The 22,430-nt window shown below is 45.0% G+C and carries 14 protein-coding genes and 2 pseudogenes; 1 reads left to right on the top strand and 15 read right to left on the bottom strand.

The features are described from left to right. Positions 1–2: 2 nt before the first annotated feature. Positions 3–1,040, bottom strand: coding sequence for a LacI family DNA-binding transcriptional regulator (locus AC1DOV_RS22995; RefSeq protein ID WP_477551175.1), 1,038 nt, complete (start codon positions 1,038–1,040; stop codon positions 3–5). Between the two features lie 153 nt (positions 1,041–1,193). Here AC1DOV_RS22995 and AC1DOV_RS22990 point away from each other — a divergent pair. Continuing rightward, a pseudogene (locus AC1DOV_RS22990) lies at positions 1,194–1,538 on the top strand (GNAT family N-acetyltransferase); the annotation flags it as partial. Positions 1,539–1,633: 95 nt separating this feature from the next. On the opposite strand, the gene AC1DOV_RS22985 reads toward AC1DOV_RS22990, so the two are convergent. The 14 genes and pseudogenes from AC1DOV_RS22985 to AC1DOV_RS22920 all read right to left on the bottom strand — a co-directional run bounded on the left by AC1DOV_RS22985 (position 1,634) and on the right by AC1DOV_RS22920 (position 22,298). Then, entirely contained in the window at positions 1,634–2,503 is an 870-nt protein-coding gene (locus tag AC1DOV_RS22985) for an ABC transporter permease subunit (RefSeq protein ID WP_477512087.1), read from the bottom strand. Beyond that, complete coding sequence (locus AC1DOV_RS22980; protein WP_477512086.1) at positions 2,500–3,453, bottom strand: ABC transporter ATP-binding protein; 954 nt, start codon at positions 3,451–3,453, stop codon at positions 2,500–2,502. The genes AC1DOV_RS22985 and AC1DOV_RS22980 overlap by 4 nt, the downstream gene beginning before the upstream one ends. Continuing rightward, entirely contained in the window at positions 3,450–4,625 is a 1,176-nt protein-coding gene (locus AC1DOV_RS22975) for a hypothetical protein (protein WP_477551174.1), read from the bottom strand. Before AC1DOV_RS22975 ends, AC1DOV_RS22980 begins: the two co-directional genes overlap by 4 nt. 65 nt (positions 4,626–4,690) lie before the next feature. Then, positions 4,691–5,218 carry a sigma-70 family RNA polymerase sigma factor gene (locus AC1DOV_RS22970; protein WP_477512084.1) on the bottom strand — a complete coding sequence of 176 codons (528 nt, stop codon included), beginning with the start codon at positions 5,216–5,218 and terminating at the stop codon, positions 4,691–4,693. Between the two features lie 199 nt (positions 5,219–5,417). Next, complete coding sequence (locus tag AC1DOV_RS22965) at positions 5,418–7,907, bottom strand: EAL domain-containing protein (protein ID WP_477551173.1); 2,490 nt, start codon at positions 7,905–7,907, stop codon at positions 5,418–5,420. A 307-nt stretch (positions 7,908–8,214) separates the two neighbouring features. After that, entirely contained in the window at positions 8,215–8,745 is a 531-nt protein-coding gene (locus AC1DOV_RS22960; RefSeq protein ID WP_477512082.1) for a hypothetical protein, read from the bottom strand. Positions 8,746–8,878: 133 nt separating this feature from the next. Then, positions 8,879–9,994 carry a CobW family GTP-binding protein gene (locus AC1DOV_RS22955; protein WP_477512081.1) on the bottom strand — a complete coding sequence of 372 codons (1,116 nt, stop codon included), beginning with the start codon at positions 9,992–9,994 and terminating at the stop codon, positions 8,879–8,881. 342 nt (positions 9,995–10,336) lie between these two features. Then, positions 10,337–10,612, bottom strand: a pseudogene (locus AC1DOV_RS22950) (transposase); the annotation flags it as partial. 672 nt (positions 10,613–11,284) lie between these two features. Then, the gene (locus AC1DOV_RS22945; RefSeq protein ID WP_477551172.1) at positions 11,285–15,229 is read right to left on the bottom strand and encodes an S-layer homology domain-containing protein; all 3,945 of its coding nucleotides are present in this window, start codon (positions 15,227–15,229) and stop codon (positions 11,285–11,287) included. A 324-nt stretch (positions 15,230–15,553) separates the two neighbouring features. Next, a complete protein-coding gene (locus AC1DOV_RS22940; RefSeq protein WP_477551171.1) occupies positions 15,554–16,435 on the bottom strand; it encodes a carbohydrate ABC transporter permease in 882 nt (293 codons plus the stop codon). Between the two features lie 18 nt (positions 16,436–16,453). After that, the gene (locus AC1DOV_RS22935) at positions 16,454–17,326 is read right to left on the bottom strand and encodes a carbohydrate ABC transporter permease (protein WP_076269757.1); all 873 of its coding nucleotides are present in this window, start codon (positions 17,324–17,326) and stop codon (positions 16,454–16,456) included. Between the two features lie 235 nt (positions 17,327–17,561). Then, a complete protein-coding gene (locus AC1DOV_RS22930; protein ID WP_339207380.1) occupies positions 17,562–18,890 on the bottom strand; it encodes an extracellular solute-binding protein in 1,329 nt (442 codons plus the stop codon). 97 nt (positions 18,891–18,987) lie between these two features. Then, complete coding sequence (locus tag AC1DOV_RS22925; RefSeq protein WP_441877085.1) at positions 18,988–20,526, bottom strand: response regulator; 1,539 nt, start codon at positions 20,524–20,526, stop codon at positions 18,988–18,990. Further along, complete coding sequence (locus tag AC1DOV_RS22920; RefSeq protein ID WP_441877088.1) at positions 20,526–22,298, bottom strand: cache domain-containing sensor histidine kinase; 1,773 nt, start codon at positions 22,296–22,298, stop codon at positions 20,526–20,528. The genes AC1DOV_RS22925 and AC1DOV_RS22920 overlap by 1 nt, the downstream gene beginning before the upstream one ends. Positions 22,299–22,430: the final 132 nt, after the last annotated feature.

The following is a 22,430-nucleotide window of genomic DNA, read 5'->3' as shown; positions in this document are numbered from 1 at the left end:
ACTTACGATTTCACAGAGCTGCCGCAGCTTTCCCGCACGATGAGTGTCGTATTAACGGTCATATGAACAGCTGCCTCACGGCCTTCGATCCGCTCAAGCAGCAGTTGTACCGCCGTTCTGCCCATATGCTCAGTATGCGCGCGAACCGTCGTTAGCGGCGGATTCAAAAATGCAGAGATTTCAATGTCATCAAAACCTACAATAGCCATATCCTCAGGAACCCGAAGACCATGCTCATGCAGCGCGCGCAAAGCACCTACAGCCATGGGATCACTTCCAATAAAACAAGCGGTTGGCCGCGAGCTTTGCTGAAGCATCTGATTCATCGCCTCATATCCGCTGTTTGAAGACCAATATGCCTTAATGACGAAGTTTTCATCATAAAGACCTCGCTCACGCATCTCCTTCTCGAAAAAAACACGGCGAAGCTCATCGGTCTCTGTACTCTCAAATTGACGATTCAGACGATGGATATAATCATTCCCGCCGATGTAGCCTATTTTTTGGTGTCCTAGTTCTCTAAGATGTTTGATTACTGCTCGGGTTGCTTGCTCAAAATGCAGCTTTACGGTGTCATACTCATACAGCTCGCCTGAATGGTTTACAAATACAAGCCGATTTCCGTTGCTATACAACTGATTAACATCCTCATCATGAATGGAACCTACAACAATCACACCATCCAGCTCGTTGAACGACTGCATCTCCACTCGACTGTTGCCGCGAAGCACTTTCACAATGTTGATTCCAAGCTCCTCGCAGCGCGTTTCAATGCCTTTGCGAATGGAGGAGAAATAAGGATCATCATGCTCATCTTCCAGTGTCGACCACATGAGCAAACCGATTTGCTGACGCGAGAGCTGCTCTTCCTTCTTCATTCTTCGCAGCCTGGACGGCTTATATTGCAGCTGCTCAGCAATGCTGAATATTCGTATACGCGTTTCCTCACTTACTGCCAAGGTGACATCATTGTTCAAAACCCTGGATACGGTAGCAGCTGAAACGCCTGCCTCCTGCGCAATATCTTTTATCGTTGCCATGCCACACTCCGAATTTAGTTAATAAATTTACTGAATAACAACTTTAGTTTAGCAGACGCTCGCAAAGTCCACAAGCACCCTATTGCATTTTTATTGAAATCACTTTTCATACCTAACGAAGAAGAAGCATTATCGGTGAATTTATGAATAACTAGATACAAAAACGATGGATTTGGTTTATGGGGAGTCTGCTTAAAGGCAACGGATGAACTAATCGGTGATTGTGGCCTTGTTAAACAAACGATCGATGGAACAATTGAGGTGGAAATCGGCTACCATATAAATAAAAAATATTGGTCCAAAGGATTCGCCTCTGAAGCAGCCATGGCTTGCAAGCAATATGGTTTTCATCACTTAGGCTTGCAAAAATTAATCAGTATTATAGACCCCAATAATTTAGCGTCCATTCGTGTTGCCGAGAAAATTGGATTTTCCAAAGAAAGAGAAGCTTTTATTTTCAACAAAAATCATACTATTTATGCAGGCTTCCACACTTAATCTTACTGATGTTCCTCCCTTTAATGGCATCCAATCTTCCATAAAGACATAAAAAAAAGCAGTCGACTGCCTCCTCCAAAAAGGGGCAGCCCCGCTTAAAAATCTTTTCGCCTCATAATTAGTATACCTATGCCGAGCAGAGCAGCCGTGTAAATACCGCAATAAATTAAAAAGGAATTTGATGCCGCCCCGTTAATAGAGAAAATACTTAGCTCTGCGTTAATGTTATATAAACCTCTAAGCTCAGAGATTGAAAATAATTCGTTTAGCATGCGCTGCTGCAAAGTATCCGCCGGCATAGCCAGCTTAATTAAGCCTGTTATAGTCTCAAGTGTTTGCATCCCTTTCATTTGAATCCTACCTGTGCTCATAAACCGGCCAATCGTACTGCCAAGCCAGCCCATACCGAATAGCATCGTCATCCATATGCCGTTTCCTAAAGGACTTAAATAACAGGAGCCGAGCATCGTTAAGGATACTAATAGCGGAATAACAGACATAAAAAACAAAAGTGATTTGAAGTACACCATCATGCTGAATAAGACGCCAGTTTCTGCCCAGCTGATAAGAATAATTGAGCTGAATAACAGGAATGCATATAACGCAACATAACTGACAAAGCCGAGCCATCTGCCCAAAAACCACTTCCAGCGCGCAATGGGCCTTGCGAGTACGGATTGAAGAACGCCTTGCTCTGCTTCCCCTGTCACAGCCGCAACGGAGCTGAATATAGAAAGGAAGGCAACGGCAAAAGCGCCAAAGAAGAAACCTAATGTCATAATCATTGCACTGCGGGCAAAATTTTCGAATAAGTTCATAGAAGTCGCAACATTCACCTCGCCACCGGCGATAGCATCAGCAATAAACCAGTAAGCAATCCAGAAGAGAACCGTCATGATGATCGTCATAAGCGTCACTCTTTTACGAACGAGCTCCTTCCAAGTTAGGCCCCAAACCGCGATCATCTGCGCTCCCCCCTATGCTCAAGACCCGTTACGGCCTGCATAAACCACTCATCGAGCCGTGATTGCAATTTCCCAACCTCATACAGCGTCAATCCCAGCTCAATAAGAATGTAATTGACCAATCCTATTTGCTCGTCATTTTCCAGTTCAATCTCAAGCCATACAGATGCATCATCATGCTCAGCGTTCGACACGATCACATTCGCGCCTAACAGCTGCTGAATACGTTCAGCTGCTAAAGGGGTATAACCGCTGACACGCAAACGCCAGATCGACTGCGAGCTCAGCACATCGGATACCTTTCCCTCCGCCAGCACTTTTCCGTTATTCAGTAGAGCGACCTTATCGCATAACTGTTCCACATCCTCAAGCAAATGCGAATTAAGAAAGATCGTTTTCCCTTGGCTTCTCAGCCTAGCAAGCAAATCTCGCACCTCATGCCTGCCAACGGGATCAAGCGCCGAAGCCGGCTCATCAAGAAAAACGATATCCGGATTTGTGAGTAAAGCGCATGCGAGTCCAAGCCGCTGCTGCATCCCCTTCGAATACCCTTTGAGCCTGTCGCTTCCCCGGCTGCCAATGCCCACATCGTCCAGAAGCTGATGAATGCGTCGTTTGGCCATAGAGCGGTCCAGCTCACACAACTTTGCATGAAAAGCCAAAACCTCTTCGCCCGTCAACCAATCCGGATAACGAAACAACTCAGGCAAATAGCCAAATCTCCGTCTAGCCTCGATTGATCCTGAAGGCTGTCCGAAGATTTGAGCTTTACCTGAGGTTGGTTTAATAAGGCCTGTGAGCATTTTCACTATCGTGCTTTTTCCCGCTCCATTAGGACCGAGGAAGCCAAAGGCTTCCCCTTCTCTAATCGTCAGTGTAACATCGTGGCAGCCGCGTCCTTCACCGTAATCCTTGCATAATCCGATGGTTTCAATAGCAACAGCACTCATGGATGAATCAGCTCCGCAATAAGAGACTGTACTTTTTGTTTGTCCTCAAAATCGTTAAAGTGTGCGCTTGCTACAACGCCATCTTTAAGCCACATCGCATTTGCATAACTATGGTCAGCGGATTGATTCAAATATACATCAACCCCTTCAATAACGATTTTCTCCGGCTTTTCATTTGTAATGAGCGGAAATGGAATTTCTCCATTTTCCATGTTTGATGCTTGCATAAGCGATTTGCGCAAATGATCAGGAAGCGCTGGGAAGCGAATGATAGCCTCATAGGCATCCTTTGCATCCACTGAAGGATCAATTTTGATGCTAGGCTGCTTAATATATTCAACCCATAGGCTTTGCTTAGAAGTACTTCCTTCCTTAGGTTCATACGTGATCGTTACACCTTGGCCTGTGTTAAATTCAATTGCTTTGCCGTCTACTGATTTCGGCAGCAGCTTATCCGCGCCCAGCTTACGCATTGCACTATTGATTTCATCCACATTTAGGCGGAAGGCAATCGTCTGCGCTGACATCGATGATATGGCACCTAACTGAATCCCTGGAACCGTCAATGTTGGAACAGCAAAGCCCAGCTCCTTAGAAGCTTGTTCTACGCTCATCTTTGACCAGCTTCCGACAGTCGTCTGCTCGAAGGTGCCGAAACGGTTAACGGTTTCACGCGTTTCGCCATCCTTCATGAAGCTGTTCATGAGCGACTCCAAATCATTTTGCTGCACAATCATTACGTTATCCATTCGGAACGTATTAAGCCATGCCGCCAATGCTTCATTTGTTGAGGGCGTCGCAATAACTACCGTAATGATAGCTGCTGCGCATGCTGCTATTGTTTTGCCAACGTTCTTTTTGAACCAGCGGCCTGCCGCCCCACTTTTATTCGGTTTATTAGCAGCTGGACTGGATGAAGTACGAGCTCGTCCTAACGGAACCACATTTGCTTGCATTTGTTCAGGATACGTTTGAACGGTAGCAGCTTTTGTTTGCGCAGCGCTAGCTGCAGCTGTTGACTCCTTATTGAGCTCATCAGCGTGCTTGCCTTGTTCTTCCCATTTCTCCCAAAGCGGCGATTGCTCTGAGGCTTGAAGCTGTTTCTCTAGACGCGCCCATGCAGCCGACATTTGCTCTGCTTCTTTTTTGTTTATTTCATCATTTTTTGTCATCTTGAATTCCTCCTAAAAGGTTTTGACCTTTCATGCTAAGTGCAGCAGGCGCTGGCCATCGCACATCATTCATGAGACAAAGCTCCTTCTGCCTTATGCGCATGGCGCTTCAGCCTAGCCCCGGCTCTGCGCAGCATCGTCCCGACCTGCGGCTGCCGCAGCTGGAGCTGCTCTGCGATTTCCGCATAGCTGTATCCTTCATATCGGAGCAGAAGCATTTTTTTGTCCCGTTCGGGCAGCGTATCTAACCAGCCTCTAACCCGTTCCTGCTCGTCCTTATCAATCAACTGCTGTTCATTCGACTGAACCGCTTGCGGCTGTGCGAGTATGCTTTGTTCCTGCTTTTGTGTTAGAGCACGCTCTCGTGCTTTTTTATCCATATAATCATAAGCCAGCCTCGTTAATACACGATGAAGCCAGCCTCCTATTGCTTCAGGCTGATCCGGTGGATTCCGGTAAAGCCTTAGAAATGTTTCCTGGGCAAGATCCTCCGCAGCTGCTTCATCGCGTATAAGTGCGACAAGCTTTCGTCTAACCGTAGGATAATGTGCATTAAACTGTTGACGAAACAAATCCGGCGCCGAATGTTCCATTCCGTTTACCTCCTTACGTTTTTTGCTCAAGCTATAAAGAAGACGATGCCTTCGATCATTTTGTAACACCTATCGCTCAACAATATTTTACCAAACGAATGTCATATTTATCGACAAGCCCAAGACGTAACAATTATACGAAAATAAAACTGGTCTAATAAAAAACCGCCTCCACGTTTGACGGGAGACGGAATGTCCATCAGGCTTCCTTATTATGTTCCATATACAGCTGTACAAATCTCGGTGCCGCAACAGGAGGGCTATAAATATATCCTTGAGCAGCATCGCAGTGGTGGTCGTTAATAATCCGCAGCTCTTCCTCTGTCTCTACTCCCTCGGTCACAACCTTTAAATTTAAATTGTGAGCGATGACGACGACCGATTTAAAAATCATTTGTTTCTTATAATCGTCTACGATGCCGCTTATAAAAGATTTATCGATCTTTAACGTGTGCAGAGGAATATTTTGCAAATAGCTGAGCGACGAATAACCCGTGCCAAAATCATCAAGCGACAGCTTAACGCCGAGCTGCTGAAGCTCATGCAGTATGTTAAGCGTGTGAGCCGCATTATCCATAAAAATCGACTCTGTAATTTCCAGCTCAATTTGATGAGGCCGAATCCCTGCATCCGAAATGATTCTTTCAATCGTATGGACGATTTGTTTCTGCTGGAATTGGATCATCGACATATTTACACTGATTGAGATCTGCTGCAGCCCCATGCGCTCCCATTCTTTAATTTGCTGGCAAGCTGTAAACAGCACCCATTCACCAAGCGAAATAATAAAGCCGGTTTTCTCCGCAATCGGGATGAAATCAAGCGGTGACACCATACCAAGCTCCGGGTGATTCCATCTAATTAATGCTTCCGCCCCATATATAGAGCCAGTAGCTAAATCAACCTTGGGCTGGTAATAAAGCATAAATTGGCCCAGCTCCAGCGCTTTGGACATGCTGCTCTCAAGAATAAGCTCCTTCTTCGTTACATCATTAATCGTAGGAGAATATAGTTTGCATGTATTTCGCTCTTTCTTCGCCACATACATCGCAATATCCGCTTCCTTCACCAGCTGGTCTGCAGTCGCAGGCGTCCATTCATGATGAATGCTCATTCCAATGCTTGCTGTAATATAAAACATCCGATCCTCAAGCCCAATGGGCTGGGAAATAGCTGATAAAATTTCTTCTGCTTTATGCATCGCCGCATGGAGAAAAGTAACTTGCTCTAGCAGCACGATATACTCGTCCCCCCCGAAGCGGAATACTTTCCCCGAGCTGCCGACGGTAATTATAATTCGATGCGCCATTTTCTGGAGCAATTGGTCACTCATCGTATGATCGAGCATATCATTTATCATTTTGAACCGATCAAGGTCTATGAAAAGCAAAGCGATATGGCCTTGTTTCTTGTCCTGCTCCGCTAATTTCCCTTCCATATAGCGATGATAAGCATAGCGATTAGGAAGTCCCGTCATTAGATCATGTGTCGATTGGTATTCAATTAATTTCTCCGCTTCCTTGCGGTGGATAAGCATATGATTAAAATGATTAGCCATGTATTCAAACTCATCATTCGTATGAATGGTTAACTGCTGTTCTTCGCCTCCAATTGCGACAGCCGAGGTGGCTTGTACAACTTTATAAATATTAACTAAAATGATTTTCCTTACAAGCGACACCATGGCAATCGCCATCAAAAATAAAGCAATACCTGTGATGAGTATCGATTCCCAAAGGCTTTTGTAGTAATTAGAAAGCATGTTCTTTTTGGGGATGATTGTTTCGATATGCCATAATACATTGTGAACAAGAATCGGATGAAGCAAACGCAGCACAGTCTCTTTGTCCTGCGAGTCTCGTGTATAGGCAATTCTTGAATCCGTCCCTTTCATCGCCTCAAGTTCATCCTTATTTGACCATAACCGATACGATGTGTTCACAAGCTCAGGGTACTTGCCGTTAGCCAAATATTGATTATCCGTCGTAATAATCGTGGAGTATCCTCCTAGCGGCCGGAAAGCTTCGATCTGTTTCTGCATCGATTCAAGTGAAATATCTGCTCCTACTATACCTAAAAACTCATTTTGCTCATTCAATAGAGGCAGCACAAGCGATATCATCATTATTGATTTGCCATCAACATCATAGGCATATGGCTCTATGAGTGAAAAAGATTTCGTAAGTTTAGGCGTTTGATAGAAGCTGCCTTTCTCCTTATCCTCGTAATTTGCAATGGCCAGCAGTTGAATGGACTGATCCTCGCGAACGACATAAGGAATGAAGCGCCCCGTAGCATCGTCATAGCTGTTTTTATTTTTGTAAAATGCATCTTTCCCGTCATAGGCATTAGGCTCCCACAACGTATAAACGCTTAATAGATCAGGATGCTTGATAAGCATTTGCTTAAGCAGCTCGACTATGTATTCACGATTTTGCATCTGGTTTTTGCCCATTTGAGTCATGGTTACTTCAAGCGTTTCCAGCATCATCATCGTTTGATCCATCGTTTTAGTGAAAGGATTTATGTAGGCCATGGATTCCGTCTGTGCAAGAAGCTCGCTTTCGCGCAGGTTGGAATGATAAAGCTTGATGAGGTGAGCGGTTACCAATAGACCAAATGAAAGAATAACTAGCAGGCCTATGGAAAATATTAATTTTTGAGCGATGCTTAGCCTAATCTTTCTCATCCGATCTATCAGCCCCTTGTTGTCGGAGAAAGCAGAAAACGACGTAATATGTCAAATTATGATACGGTTCTAGTATACTTGACATTTTGACCCAAACACAATGATAAAAATAGGATAATAACACTATATAATTCGACAAAAAACCACTTTATTTCTTTATTTTTTGAAACGACAAGGGTCTATCGCATCTATTCGTGTTTGTATGATATCTAGTAAAAAAGTCCAACACTTTTCATTTAAATCCATTATATCCACACGAAGAAAAGCCCCCTCTGTCTATGACAGGGGAGGCGATGGAATCGTTCACTTACACTTGATTTTGTTTGTTCTTCTCTTTAACATCATTATCCTCGTTGCTGCGGTCATGATCCTCTAAGCGATGGGGACGTTTGCCTTTTCCGCCATGCAGCTTATATAGCTCTTCGCGCAGCTGCTCCGACGTCTTGCCTTCTGTTTTAATGCCATGTTCCTTCGCAATCTCACGCAAATGCTCCAGCCGCTTCGCTTGATGCTCTGCTTTAAATGCTTCCCATTTATCTTTATTGGCAAGCTTCGCAGCCTCTACTTCCTTCTTCAGCTGGTCCACTGACTTGCCATCGGCTTGAATACCAAAATAGGTCGCTATTTCCTTCAGCTTCTCCAGCCGGTAAGCCTCAAAATCTTTGCGGGTCATTTTGCCTTTGAAATGCTTATGCTCTTTGTCTATATCAGACTCTTTAGGGTGAAGAACCACTAGTGAAGCATCAGGCAAAGCAGTAACCGACTTCGCTGCCCATACGGGAGCGACTGAAAACAGTACAAGCAGCGCTACCATAGGAATAAACCATTTTCTAATCATTTGTTGCCACACCTTTCTATTACATTCGTGATGCAGAGACGATGGTCATGCCTCGTCAGCATTATTTTGCCCAAGCGATCACAGGAATAGACATGTTAATGGCAATTTTCGACATATCCCTACAGCAAGTTCATTACCCCTGCGTCTCTATGTTCAAATGCTGCTCAAGTAGCTCCAGCTCATTTTGCAGCCATTCTTTGGAAAAATGCTCTCCGATAAATACCGCAACATCGTTTACATGTCCTTGCGGCTCGATTCTCATAAAATCAGATTCCTTATATGCATATTGGAACAGGAACCGGCTAGGCGCATCCGTAAACGTCACAATCCCTTTTGCGCGGTAAATGTTAGCTGGAAGCTTTTGCAGCAGAGATTCAAAGGCTTCACTGCTCACCGGGCCGCGCCAATAATGCGTCACAACCATAACATGGTCATGCGAATGATGATGGCTGCTGTGGTTGTGGCTGCTAAGGTCATCATCATGGGAGTGAACGTCATCGCCGTGGTCATGGGTACATCCAGCTACTGAGCATACTTGGCTGTCATAGCTATGAACATGCGCGGCTGATGCGCGCTCTTGTATGTCTAAAGCTTCATCACCAGCATGCACAGGTGCATGGCGATCCGTATTTTCAGCTGTTTCAAGCCAGCTCCAATCGTCAATTGCGCAGCGCACGGTTGCTATAATTTGAGCATGGGCATTTAATTCCCGCAGCTGCTGCTGCGCTTCAACAAGCTGATCCGGCTCAAGCTTGTCCGCCTTATTCAACAGCAAAATCGTAGCACATTTTATTTGCTCCAGCATCAGCTTGAACGTGCGACCCTTCCCGTCGCGGCTCCGCGCGAGCAACTCAGGACCATCAACAATCGTGATCACACTGCGTAGATCGATTTCCTTATACATCGCTGCCTCGGTTATCCCATCCAACGTCTCCATCGGATTGGCAGCACCAGTCGATTCAATAAAAATGACGTCAGGTTTATGCTCGTCAATGAGCATGCTGATCTCCATCCCCAAATCGCCCCGCATCGTGCAGCAGATACAGCCGCTTAGCATCTCAGCCATAGGCACTTCATCCCCTACAAGCTGACCATCAAGGTTAATATCGCCCAGCTCGTTCATAATGACCGCCGGCTTCAATCCCTGCGCGGTGTAATAATCCAACAATCTTCTCAGCAGCGTCGTCTTCCCGCTTCCAAGAAAACCAGACAGCAAATGAACCGGTATGTGTTTTTCTCTATTAGTCATTGTAAGTTCTCCTGTATGTAACAAATTTTAAACGCATTTGAATATTTCTATTATATCGTAATTGTTACGTTCATTCATCTTTTCGTAAACAGGACTGTGATTTGGCAAAAAGAAAGGGGCTGTCCCAAAAGCGTTTAGCTCGCTGAAGGGATAGCTCACTTTGAACAGAAATACTGACTATAACTATTTGGATCTCCAAGCACGGTTGCTGGTTTTCATATTTTTGAAGACGTAGCAGCAAGTCTTTTCGATGGAGATCCTGATTGTTGTGCTCCCATTCTACTTGTTTCTCGGTTTCCGCTCGGAACGAAACCGATTAATGGTACGGAAATCTGGTCGTTACCGACCTGCAATCCACATGAACATTACATTTCCACGAACAGCTTTTGCAATTTGACGGGAGGAGTAAATCCGTTGCGTGTACGCGTAGAAAATAACTTTGGTTAGCATTTTAGGATGATAGCTATCTCGACCGCCACCCAGATAAGCGGCTGCAAAAATACGATCACTCAGACGGTTCACGGCAGCGTTCACTACACGAACGAGGTGATTTTCGGGAATATTTTCAGCTAAATCCATTGGTAGGGCAAGTTGGTGCATGATATATTGAATGTACATAGAAACCTTCCTTTCGAAGATGGTTGGTGGTATCTCCACTTTACCAAAGGTTGGTTTCTTTGTTTCTTACTGATTTCAAAACATTGAAGAGAGGGTGCCTCTAAAGCCTATGGCTTTTGAAACACCCTCTTTTCTTTTGAATGTTATATCTACTTTAGGATATCGAGTTTACACTTTCTCTTTGTTTTGATGCTATTTTGAGAAGTCTCCAACAACAAACTCCGCGATCAACGTCCAGCTATCCTGCACAATTGCAGGAACTTCGCCCATTTTTAGCTATGTTGGAGATTTATGTTGTATTTATGCAATAACTTGCTATATGATCTGCCATTTTAGCACTTTAAAAGCGCTTATATTGTAGGAAATACAGTATAGCTACACGTAAGTGTGAGAAAGATGCCGCTATCCTGCGAATATGCAGTATATAAAATAATTAGGAACAATGTAGAAGTGCATATTTCCCGAATTAAAAAAAGGGATATCCCAAAAGGGTAAACCTAAGTGAGAGAATCCCAGAGTATGTGCAAAAGAACCTTCAAAACCACTATGAAAGTGAATCTGAAGGTTCTTTTTTGCCAGCATATTACGTGAAAAGCGGGGGCTGAATGAATCGAAAATTGCTTTAGGGACAGCCCCTCGATTAGAGACTACTATTAAATTAACTATACCCTCTTAATTAGTAGGTACCATCTTGAGAAGACGGACGATCAACACAACGGCTTCTTCTCTGGTTGCGCTAGCTTTAGGCTCGAATTTTTGTCCACTCTTACCGTTAATGATCCCAGCGTTAGCTAGTGCGTTGATTTGATCTTCTGCCCAATTCGCAGTGATATCCTGGAATTTCGCTTCTGTACTCAAAAGAGAAATATCCAGCAGCCTTGCTAATAGTGCTGCAATTTCAGCTCTTGTAATTTCACGATTGGGTTCGAAGCTGCCATCTGCATATCCTGTCATAATGCCGTTTTCCATTAAGGCCCTAATTGCTTTCTCCGCAAAGTGACCCTTAGCATCCGTCAGCTCTTGCGCTGCGTTAGATGTGAATCCAAGTGCATTTACGAGCATTTGAGCAAACTCACCGCGTGTTACTTTCGCTTCACCACGGAATTTATCGCCTGCATACCCTTTTACAATCCCTGCCCGTGCAGCGAAATCAATGTCAGCAAAACTCCAAGAAGTTGATTTTACATCTTTAAAGGTTGTTGGAGCTGCTGCTTCAGCCTTTGCTTTCATTTCAGCTACAAATGCTTTATCCACTTTGTCGTTGTAAACAGGTTTGTTGACAACAGGCGTTGGTGTTGGTGATATCGGTGTCGGTGTAGGAACTGTCGGTACACTCGGTCCTGTTGGCGCTGTTGGCGTCGGTGTTGGTACAACTGGCGCTGCATTCACAGTTACAGTATAAGTGGTCTTTGTTGTTGAATCCTGCGCTGTAACGATGACCTTGTTGCCTGTAGCCAATGTCTTAGCTGGGTTTATTCCATCCGCCTCATAGACCGCAAATGTCGCATCGGCTGCTGGCGTGATCGCTGCCTTTAAAGCGGCTAACGTTGTTCCATATGGAATATTCGTTATCGTTTCATCAGTTGTACCGCTAGTGCTTACGGTTCCTATTGTCGAGGACAACGTTGACACCGTACTTTTTGGCTTAATGTCCGCTATGCCTACCGTCAATACTTGTACAGCAGATGCAGGATTTTCTGATGTTGCTGCTGTACGAACGGAGATCGTGTCTCCTGCTTGTACGCTAATATTATCAACAAAAGCAGCTGCAGCTACTACCGCAACATAATTCCCATTATTGTGTTTGTACTCCATAACATCCGTAACGGCATTTAAACGCGTGGTGCCAGCGTTTGTTCCTGGCGATAAATTCCCCGTTGGCGGTGCAGCTTGTATCGTTACGGTATATACGGTATAGCTTGTTGTATCTTGCGCTGTAACGACGACCTTATTGCCTGTCTCTAAAGTTTCTGCCTCATTCTCGCCGTCCGCCTCATAGACTTCAAATGTCGCATACGCTGCTGGCGTGATCGCTGCCTTAAATTCGGCTAACGTTGTTCCATATGGAATATTCGTTATCGTTTCATCAGTTGTACCGCCAGTGCTTACGGTTCCTATTGTCGAGGACAACGTTGACACCGTGCTTTTTGGCTTAATGTCCGCTATGCCTACCGTCAATACTTGTACAGCAGATGCAGGATTTTCTGATGTTGCTGCTGTACGAACGGAGATCGTGTCTCCTGCTTGTACATTAATGTTGTCTACAGAAGTCTGGCCCGTTGCAATCGCTGCAAAATTAGTTGCCGTTACAAATTCAATATTATACCCGCTATTGTATTTGTACTCCATCTTATCTGTTACCCCATTCAAACGCGTTGTTCCAACGTTTGATCCTGGTGACAAATGCCCTGCTGGCGGCGCTGCTTGCATTGTTACGATGTATGTGGTCTTCGTTGTTGTATCCTGCGCTGTAACAATGACCTTGTTGCCCGATACCAATGTATCAGCTTCTTTTATTCCGTCCGCCTCATAGACAACAAACGTGGCATGCTCTGCTGGAGTGATCGCATCAATAAACTCATCTAACGTTGTTCCGTATGGAATATTCGTTATCGTTTCATCTGCTGTTCCGCCAGTGCTTACATCTCCCAGTGTCGAGGTCAACGTGGAGACCGTGCTTTTTGGCTTAATGTCCGCTGAACTAACCGTCAACACTTGTTCAACAGATGCAAGGTTTTCTGATGTTGCTGCTGTACGAACGGAGATCGTGTCTCCTGCTTGTACGCCTATGTTATCAACAGAAGTTGTACCCGTTGCAACCGCAACGTAATTCTCGCTATTGCGTTTGTACTCCATCTTATCTGTTACACCATTCAAACGCGTCGTTTCTGCGTTTGTTCCTTGTGACAAATTCCCTGTTGGTGCTCCTGCTTGCACCGTTACAGTGTAGGTGGTCATCGTTGTTCTATCTTGCGCTGTTACGATGACTTTGTTGCCTGTCGCTAACGCGTTCGCTTGGTTTATTCCATTCGCCTCATAGACTTCAAACGTCGCATCGGCTGCTGGTGTAATTGCTTCCTTAAATTCGGCTAACGTTGTTCCATATGGAATGTTCGTTATCTTTTCATTTACTGTTCCGCCGATGCTTACTGTTCCTATTGTCGAGGTCAGCGTGGACACCGTGCTTCTTGGCTTAATGTCCGCAAGACCTACCGTCAATACTTGTGCAGAAGATGCTGGTTTACCCGATGTTGCTTTTGTACGGAGAGATAGCACATCTCCTACTTGTACGCTTAGGTTGTCAATAGAAGCAGAACCCGCTGCAATCGCCATATAAAGCCCATTATTTAGTTTGAGCTCCATTTCATCGGTAACTCCATCCAAACGTGTGGTGTCAACGTTTGTTCCTGGTGATAATTTTCCCGTTGTTGGTGCTTCTGCTGCTCCTATTATCGTGTAGCTCTGAATCATAACTTCATTATAGGTCATACCTTTAACTGCAATGGCCTTAATCGTCATATCTTCCGTCACTACAATAGGTGAGCTGTATCGTGTACTGCTCAGCGTCGGCACATCGCCGTTCGTCGTATAATAAATGGATGCGCCTATTGTCCCACTGCTAAGCTCCACCTCTGTCTTCCAATCAATTGCCCCTTCTTCTACATCCGCTGTAGGAGTTTCTGCCAAGAAAACTTGCAGTTGAGGATAGTTCCCCTCTTTTATAAACCAATCTGAGCCAAAGTCCCAATTCGTAAATGTGGATTTTGTTTTCATCTCAGCAGTTGACTTAGGCATTCCTTTCCCTGAATTATCATATTGTTTTGAAACCTCTTTGTCATAAAAGCTATCCACGTCTACGCTAGCGTCTGCACCTCCATAAGTACCGCCCACTAGCCCGCCACTAAAATTGGCAGTTGCGACGAAACCTGCAGCAAAACTATTTGTAATCGCACCTCTATATTCAAGCCCAACTAAACCGCCTAATTGAGAAGTGCCTGAAACATTGGTTATCGTATAGCTATTTATGATCTTTGCTTCTTCTTTATACCCTACTAGACCGCCTGTATAATTCGTCCCTTTAACATCGCCTGTAACATAACTGTTCGATACTTCTGATGTAGAGCCCCTTAAACCGCCGACTAAACCACCAGTAAACATTCCACCTATGATATCCACATTTTCTAACCCTATATTTTTTATAAAAGAACCTGCAGCTACTTGTCCGAAAAGACCGACAAAATTTTCGTTGCTATTCGTTCTCAGTCCCTTAATCACATAACCATCACCATCGAAGGTGCCGTAAAAGTTACCGATGGGCTTCCAAAACTGTCCATCATTGTACCCTCCTTCACCTTCAGAAAGATAATCCGTTAAATCGATATTACTGCCGAGCTTGAAATTTACCGAATAATAATTTCGCACGCTATCTAACTGCTCAGGTGTCGTAACGATATAAGGATCATCAACAGATCCAGTTCCGCCGCTAAAGCCTGGCGCCGCAAATACCTGTGAAGCATTCGTCAAAGGCCCAAATAATGAAATCATTAATGCGAAACACATGACTCGTATTAGAATACTTTTTACCTTTTTCCCAACTAGTATTGATCCTTGTGCCATACGAATAGTTCACTCCCAAATCATGAATAAGTTATAGTTGCATACGGGCTTTAGCATAAATGCTAGGCTTTTTAAAAAACACCAACTAAAGTTAGTTTTGCGAAAATAAAGTCGAAAAATCCAATATTCACGCGCATTTTGGCGTCTATTAGTAGTCTATTTATCCTATATAAGCAATAAACCCAAACGAATGGCATCGTACTATTTTGAAGCTCCATTAGGTATTCAAGATCATCTGCGTCTGCTGAATAAAATGATAGAATCAGAAAAAAACGGTATCCTCCCCTGCGGGATGATACCGTTTTTTTGTTTACTATCCTCTAACTAACCTTTAACTGCTCCAGCTGTCATCCCTTTCATGACCTGCTCTTGAAATGCCAGATAAGCAATGATCGTTGGAATAACAGCAAGTGCCATCGCTGCCATCGTAAGCTTATAGTCTGTGGAGTAACCTGTTGCAAATATGGATAGACTGAGCGGCAGCGTCTTTAAGCCAGGGTCACTAATAAAGACGAGCGCGAAGGAGAAATCATTCCAATATCTCAAGAAGGCTAGGATACCAACTGTCGCTAGAGCCGGAAGGGACAATGGAAGCATCATACGAAGGAAAATTCCCCAGTAGCCAGACCCGTCAATCATCGCAGCCTCTTCAATTTCTTTCGGAAAGGTATTCATATAAGCCACACAGACAAAGATGGCAATCGGCATCTCGAACGCTGTATAAGGCAAAATTAATGCTGCATAAGTGTTCAAAATATCGATCTTGTTCATTAATATGAACAGTGGAACGAGTGTGCTGTGAATAGGGATGAGCATGCCGAGTATAAAAATGCCCATTACGAGCAGCTTGCCTCTAAACTGAAAACGTGAGATCACATATGCGCTTAATGCACCCATTACAAGCGTAATGACAAGCGCTGTTAAAGTAACAATGGCCGAGTTCATGAACGCAGTGCCCATATCTGCAACTTCCCAAGCACGAGTGAAGTTGCTCCAATTCCAAATGTCCGGCAGGCCGAACGGACGCGAGTAAAATTCTTCATTTGTTTTAAAAGCGCTAATAAACAGCCAAATGAGCGGATAAAGCGTGACTAAGGCGTATACGGTAAGACCAATGGATTGCAAGCTTCCTCTCAGCTTGCGCAGCCCTGTTCCTAAACTTGCGGAGGAGGCTGAGTGTGAAGCGCTAATTGTTGGCGTAGTCATACTGTGGGTCCCCCTCCATTATTTTTTTGATTTCATTAAATATTGGCTTCCCGCTACGAGAACCAAGCTGATGATGATGATCATGGTGGATACTGCGCTGCCATAACCGAAGCGATAGATCGAAAATGTATTATTGTACATGTACGATGCGAGCAGCTCCGTCGAATTCGCCGGTCCGCCGCCTGTCATGACATAAATAAGATCGAATGCTTTAAGGCTGCCGGATATACAGAGCACCACGGCTACTTTAATCGTATCCCAAATCATCGGAAGCTTGATCGAGAACAGCTTGCGAGAGCCTTTTGCGCCGTCAATCTGAGCGGCATCATCAATTTCACTCGGAATATTTTGCAAAGCGGCAATAAACATAATAAGATATGGACCTACATTCAGCCAAATGATTGGTACCATGATGGCATACATCGAAATCGATGGGTCAGACAACCACTGCTGTTTCCAACTGCTTAATCCCAACGTATCTAGCAAAAAGTTCAGTACACCAATTTGCGGATGATAAATGTATCCCCAGATGATACCGACTACAACGGAAGAGAGTACCATTGGCATAAAGATGGAAGCTCGGATAAACTTTTGGAACCAGCCGTTTTTGAGCAGTACTAAGGACAAGACCAATGCAATCGGCACTTGACCGAAAACAGACGCAGCAACAATGAGCAGATTGTTTTTGAACGAATGCCAGAACAACCGGTCTTGAATAACCTCTTTATAGTTGTCCAGTCCGATAAACCGCATCTCCCCAATGCCTTTCCAATCAAAAAAGCCATAATAAGATGACCATAGTATTGGTACGATAACAAAAAAGATGAAAAGCGCAAGCGCCGGAAGAAGTCCGATAGCGATAAAGCCTCTGATGCGTAAAGATGATGACATAATCGTCCCTCCTAAAGGTTTGCGCAGCAAACCTACTTCGTAAGCATAAGCCAAGGTTTGCGCAGCAAACCTGCTTCGTAATGCTAGTAAGAGCACGGGGATTTCCTGACAGCTTCGGCATGCGATCCTTTTTAGCAGCTTCCAGTTGTGCTTGCTGTAAAGGACTTCAGCTTGCCGATCTTCATGCGATCAGGAAATTCCCTGTACCCAATAACCTAACTACCGAGCAGCTATGTTACTTTCCTAGCGCTTTCGCTTGCGCTTCTTGGATTTTTTTCGCGATGTCTTCCGGTTTGCCACCCATCAACAGCTCCTGTAGTCCATTGTTCACGGCTTCAGCTCCTGCAGAAGTCAACTTGCCATCATACACCGGCGTCATCTTCACGCTGTTCACAAGCTCATATACTTCGCTAAAGATTGGAGAAACTTTGCTCTTATCCAGCTCTACTTTGTAGCTGACAAGCTGATTGCTCTCAAGCGTACGTTTTTGCGCTTCTGGTCCTGACATCGCATAGATAAGTTCAAATGCTGCGTCCTTTTTCGGACCAATCGCATCCTTGCCTAGACCCATGCCGACACCTACGACACCAGATAGAGAATTAGGATCGCCTTTTCCACCAGGAATGGATGGAAGAACCGTTGCGCCCATTGCTTTAAGTGCATCTTCTGAAGCGTTGGAAGCTAGATTCGACAATGCCCAGCCGCCGTCAATCATCATCGCAGCTTTGCCTTGTGCGAACATTTGCTCCATTTGCGTGTTGTCGATTGCGTTAAATCCGTCTTGGAATGCACCTGCCGTACCTAGCTGCTGCATGTAAGTTAATGCCTGTACAAATTCAGGGTCCGTAAATGCCGCACCATCTTGGCTTGCTGCTTTCAAGAACCACTCCGTACCTGTTACACGGTCAGCCAATGAGCTGAAAATACTGGATTGTGCGAGCCAAGCCGCTTTATTGCCTAGAGCGATTGGCGTAATATTTTTGCCTTTCAGCACGCTAATTGCATTCAACAGCTCATCCCATGTTTTTGGGACAGTAAGGCCGTTTTCTTCAAGAATCGTTTTGTTGTAGTATAGAATCGATGTTGGAGACAAGCCCATCGGTGCGCTATAGATGTTGCCATCTACTGTGAAAGCGTCGAAGGAATTAGGCATGAAACCTTCTTTCCATTCTTGGTGGCTGTCAATTAGCTCATTAACCGGCTGAATAAGTTTGCCTGCTGAAAATTCCTGTGTCATAGAGCCATTGGATAAAATGAATACATCCGGCATTTCATCTGCCGCAGCGACCGTTTTTAGACGCGTCTTGTAACCGTCTGGCGGGATCGCTTGAATATCGAGCGTAATGTTCGGATGATCGGTCTGGAACTGCTGAATAATCGAACGCATCGTTTGCGCTCTAAGATCGTCGCCGGTAAAGTTATGCCATAGGCTTAGCTTCACTTTCTCAGCTGCCGGCTCACTGCCGTCCTCATTTTTTTTGCCGTTATTGTTTGTTCCGCCGCACGCTGCCAAGATAGAAATCATTAGAGTGACCATAATTGCAATTGTTAGTGTCTTCTTCATGTCATGTTTCCTCCTTGATATTTGTCTTACCTCCGAGTATAGGGAATCATAGGCGACATGGGCAGGGGACAGAACTCAGGAGTAGGGTAGATAAACTTCAGCTTCTCGTCCGGTATTCCGAAGGTGTAAAACCCGTAAACCGTTTAAACAATTGGCTAAAATACTTCATATCCGTATAGCCCACGCGGCTTGCAACCTCACTCACCTTTATCGGTGATTCATCCAAAAGCCGCTTGGCGCGCTCCACTCTCATGCGAGTTACAAATTCAATGTAGGTATGACCCGTCTCACGCTTGAATACCTCGCTGAAGTGGTTTGGATTCAAATGAACATGCTTGGCAACCTGCTGCAATGTAAGCTCTTTGTCCAAATGATCATGAATATAAGCAATCGCACGCTTAATGTAAGGTATGCCTTCTTGTCCGATCGTCTCACGGTACAGCATCATCAATTGGTGAAGCTGCTCATACAGCAATCCAACTCCGTTATCAGTGTTTGGGGAGGGAGAAATGCTGTTAGCAAACTTCTCTTTGGAGAGGGCAGCAGATTCCCCAAAAGAGGCAATGACTCGCTCCACCCAGCGGTGGGCAGAAATTTGGACGGATTGAAGAAACTTCTGCAAGGAATCTGGCGTCGTATCTGCATCTTTGAGCTGGAGTTCAATGAGCTCTTGAACCCATTGGTAAAGCTGCGCGTCCGTTCCGTTCTGGAATAACGCTGTGAGCTGTCCTTCCTCCTCCTGCGAGCAGACGGTACGTCCGCCTCGGCGTCCTTTTATATCCTCGTAAGCCAACAATCCTTCTTGGCCTATAATTCCTTTGAACAAAAAAGCATAAGAAGCCTCCGTGTACGAATCCTGAAGCTTGTGCCAGTCTGAAACAACTGTGCCTGTTGCCCCGAACAATTTGCATTTCAGCTTCCTTGTTACCCTCTCCATTAATCTAGCGAGCTGTGATTGATCTGCTCGCATGCTTTCATGCCTAAGGAGAATGACGAGACTATCTTTACGCAAAAGAGCTTCTCCATCTATCAGCTCGCTTATCATATTGTGCACGGCAAACAGCAATAAATAGCCGTGTCCCGATTCATTTCCCCAGCCTTCCGCCGAGACAATTACCGTTTGATAAAAAAAGGTTTCGTTCAATCGCAGCTTCGGCAGAAGCTTCGCCGCTTTCTCTGCGGAGTGATTGTCAATTTCCGTATCAGCAATCAGCCTCTCAAGCAATCTGTCGCGTAGCTGGTCTTTTTTTAGTGCCTCCCACTTTTGCAGAATTCGCATCTTCGCTCCATTTACCGCTCGGATGATTTCATCGGGCCGACTCGTTTTGAGCAAATAATCTCCTGCTCCTTCTCGAATCGCCTGCTGGGCATAGGAAAATTGATCGTAGCCTGTCAAAATAATGACCTCACTATCAGGCAGCAGTCTCCTGACATCTCCCGCAAGCTCTAGTCCGCTGCGTCCCGTCATTTGAATATCCGTCAATACAATTTCCGGCTGCTCCAATTCCAGACGAGCAAGCGCCTCCTCGGCTGATGCTGCCGGCTGCAGCAGCTCGTAGCCAAGTTCTGCCCATTTTATAACGGTGCTCAGACCTGTTCGAATAATGACCTCATCATCTACGATTAACAGCTTCATTAGGCTTTGCCTCCTTCGTGTAACATCGGGATCGAGAAGGACACGCGTGTCCCTATTCCGTCCAAGCTTTCAATGCGCAAGCCTGCTTCTGCCCCGTAATGCAGCTGCAACCGCTTATGAACGTTGCGAAGTCCATAGCTGCCGCGTTCTAGGCGATCACGTTCTTTTTTGCGATCATCCGGTCCGTGGAGCTCTTTATATATAGCAGCCAGCTTAACCGAGTCGATGCCAACGCCTGTATCTTCTACAGCAAAAGACATAAACAAACCTTGCATATGTGCGGTTACTTTGATCAAACCAGCTTCAGCTTTCTTCTGAATACCATGAATAAGTGCATTCTCAATTAAAGGCTGCAGAAGAAGCTTCAGCATCGTTAAGTCCATTAGTTCCTGATCGACCTGAACGATAAACTCAAACTTGTCCGGGAAGCGGATCGACTGAATATTGGCATAATGGCCGGCATGCGCCACCTCCTGCTCAACCGAGCAAAACTCCTCGCCATTGTTTAAGCTGAATCGCATAAAATCACTTAAGCTGCCTACCATATCGGCCGTCTTCTCATCTTGATTCATGAGCGCCATCCAGTGGATAGAGGATAGAGTATTGTACAAGAAATGAGGATTGATTTGCGCTTGCAGCGCATGCATATCCGCTTCTTTTTTTGATGATTCCTCCAGCTTTACCTGCTCCGTCAAACCTTCAATTCGCTCGCTTAGCTTATTGTAGCTTCGCACGAGCTGTCCTACCTCATCCATCGTTTCCACCGGATACGTTTGCATCGGCTCTTCCGGGTTCGAGTGCTTTAGAAACTGCGTCAGCATAATAAGCGGATTGGTCACGCGTTGAACGAAGTATAGAACGAGTACGGCCACGAGCAGCATCGAAAAAATAATGACGATCGCCATCAGCTGCAGGACGTAATTATTTTGAGCTTTGTATTCTGTGAAGGGCATGACGCCCGTCAGCCGCCAGCCTACATCAGCAACCGTGTCATAAAGTATGGTCTGTTTACTTTCACCATGGCCGTAGTTGAGCGTTCCTGCATTCCCTCTTATCGTCAAGCCGGGCAGCAGGGCTTCCATTGTCATCATTGACCTGCTTTGATCACTGCCGGACAAGATTTGTCCCTTCTCATTGGACAGAACGACGTAGCCCCCCGCTGAAATGCCCGCCTGATTCATCAGCTTGGAAACAGCTTCTTCGTTAAGGCTAATGACCAACGTTCCAATTTGTTTGAAGCTGTTCAGACTGCGAATCGGCCGGACGAGTGAGATTACCTGCTTCACCCCAGCTGCTGTATCCGTCTCGTAACGGCTTGTCCACCATTTTGCACTAGATTGATAATGCTCAATATCTTCTCCAGTCAGCTCGGATAATTCCGTCTCAAAAATCGTTGTATTTGAAACGGGATGGGACTGGCTTTGCGGATAAATCGTGATGTCCGAAATATACGATTTGGAGAACACCAGATTAGATAGAAACTCAATCATTTGCGTTTGTTTAACCGCATTTTCTCCTGAACTGCTCAAATATTGCTGTACATCCTTTTGCCCAATCAAAAATAATGACATATTCTCGATATCTTGAACGATAAATTCGAGATTCGTACCCGTCTGACGCAATAGGCTCTTGCCCGATTGCTTTGCCTTCTCTTCCGTAGCTGTCGCTGCCATGTTGTAGGCAAATAAGCCCAGCGCGAGCAGCGGAATGAGAACCGATAGCAGCAGCAAAAAGGATAACTTACGCTTTAATGAGCTACTAATCCAGCGCATCTCTCATCCCCACTCTCCTTTTCTCGTAGCAATAAAAAGTTTAAAAACATCCTATCACACTTTTTTTTAGGTTAACAGATTTTTTGTTTGATTTTTCGAGTAAGTCGTAGTACCATGTGGGCAATGAGGCTT

The organism is Paenibacillus sp. 01T47 (assembly GCF_056398245.1).
The sequence above is the reverse complement of the archived record's forward strand: the minus strand, read 5'-3'. Positions and strand labels throughout refer to the sequence as shown.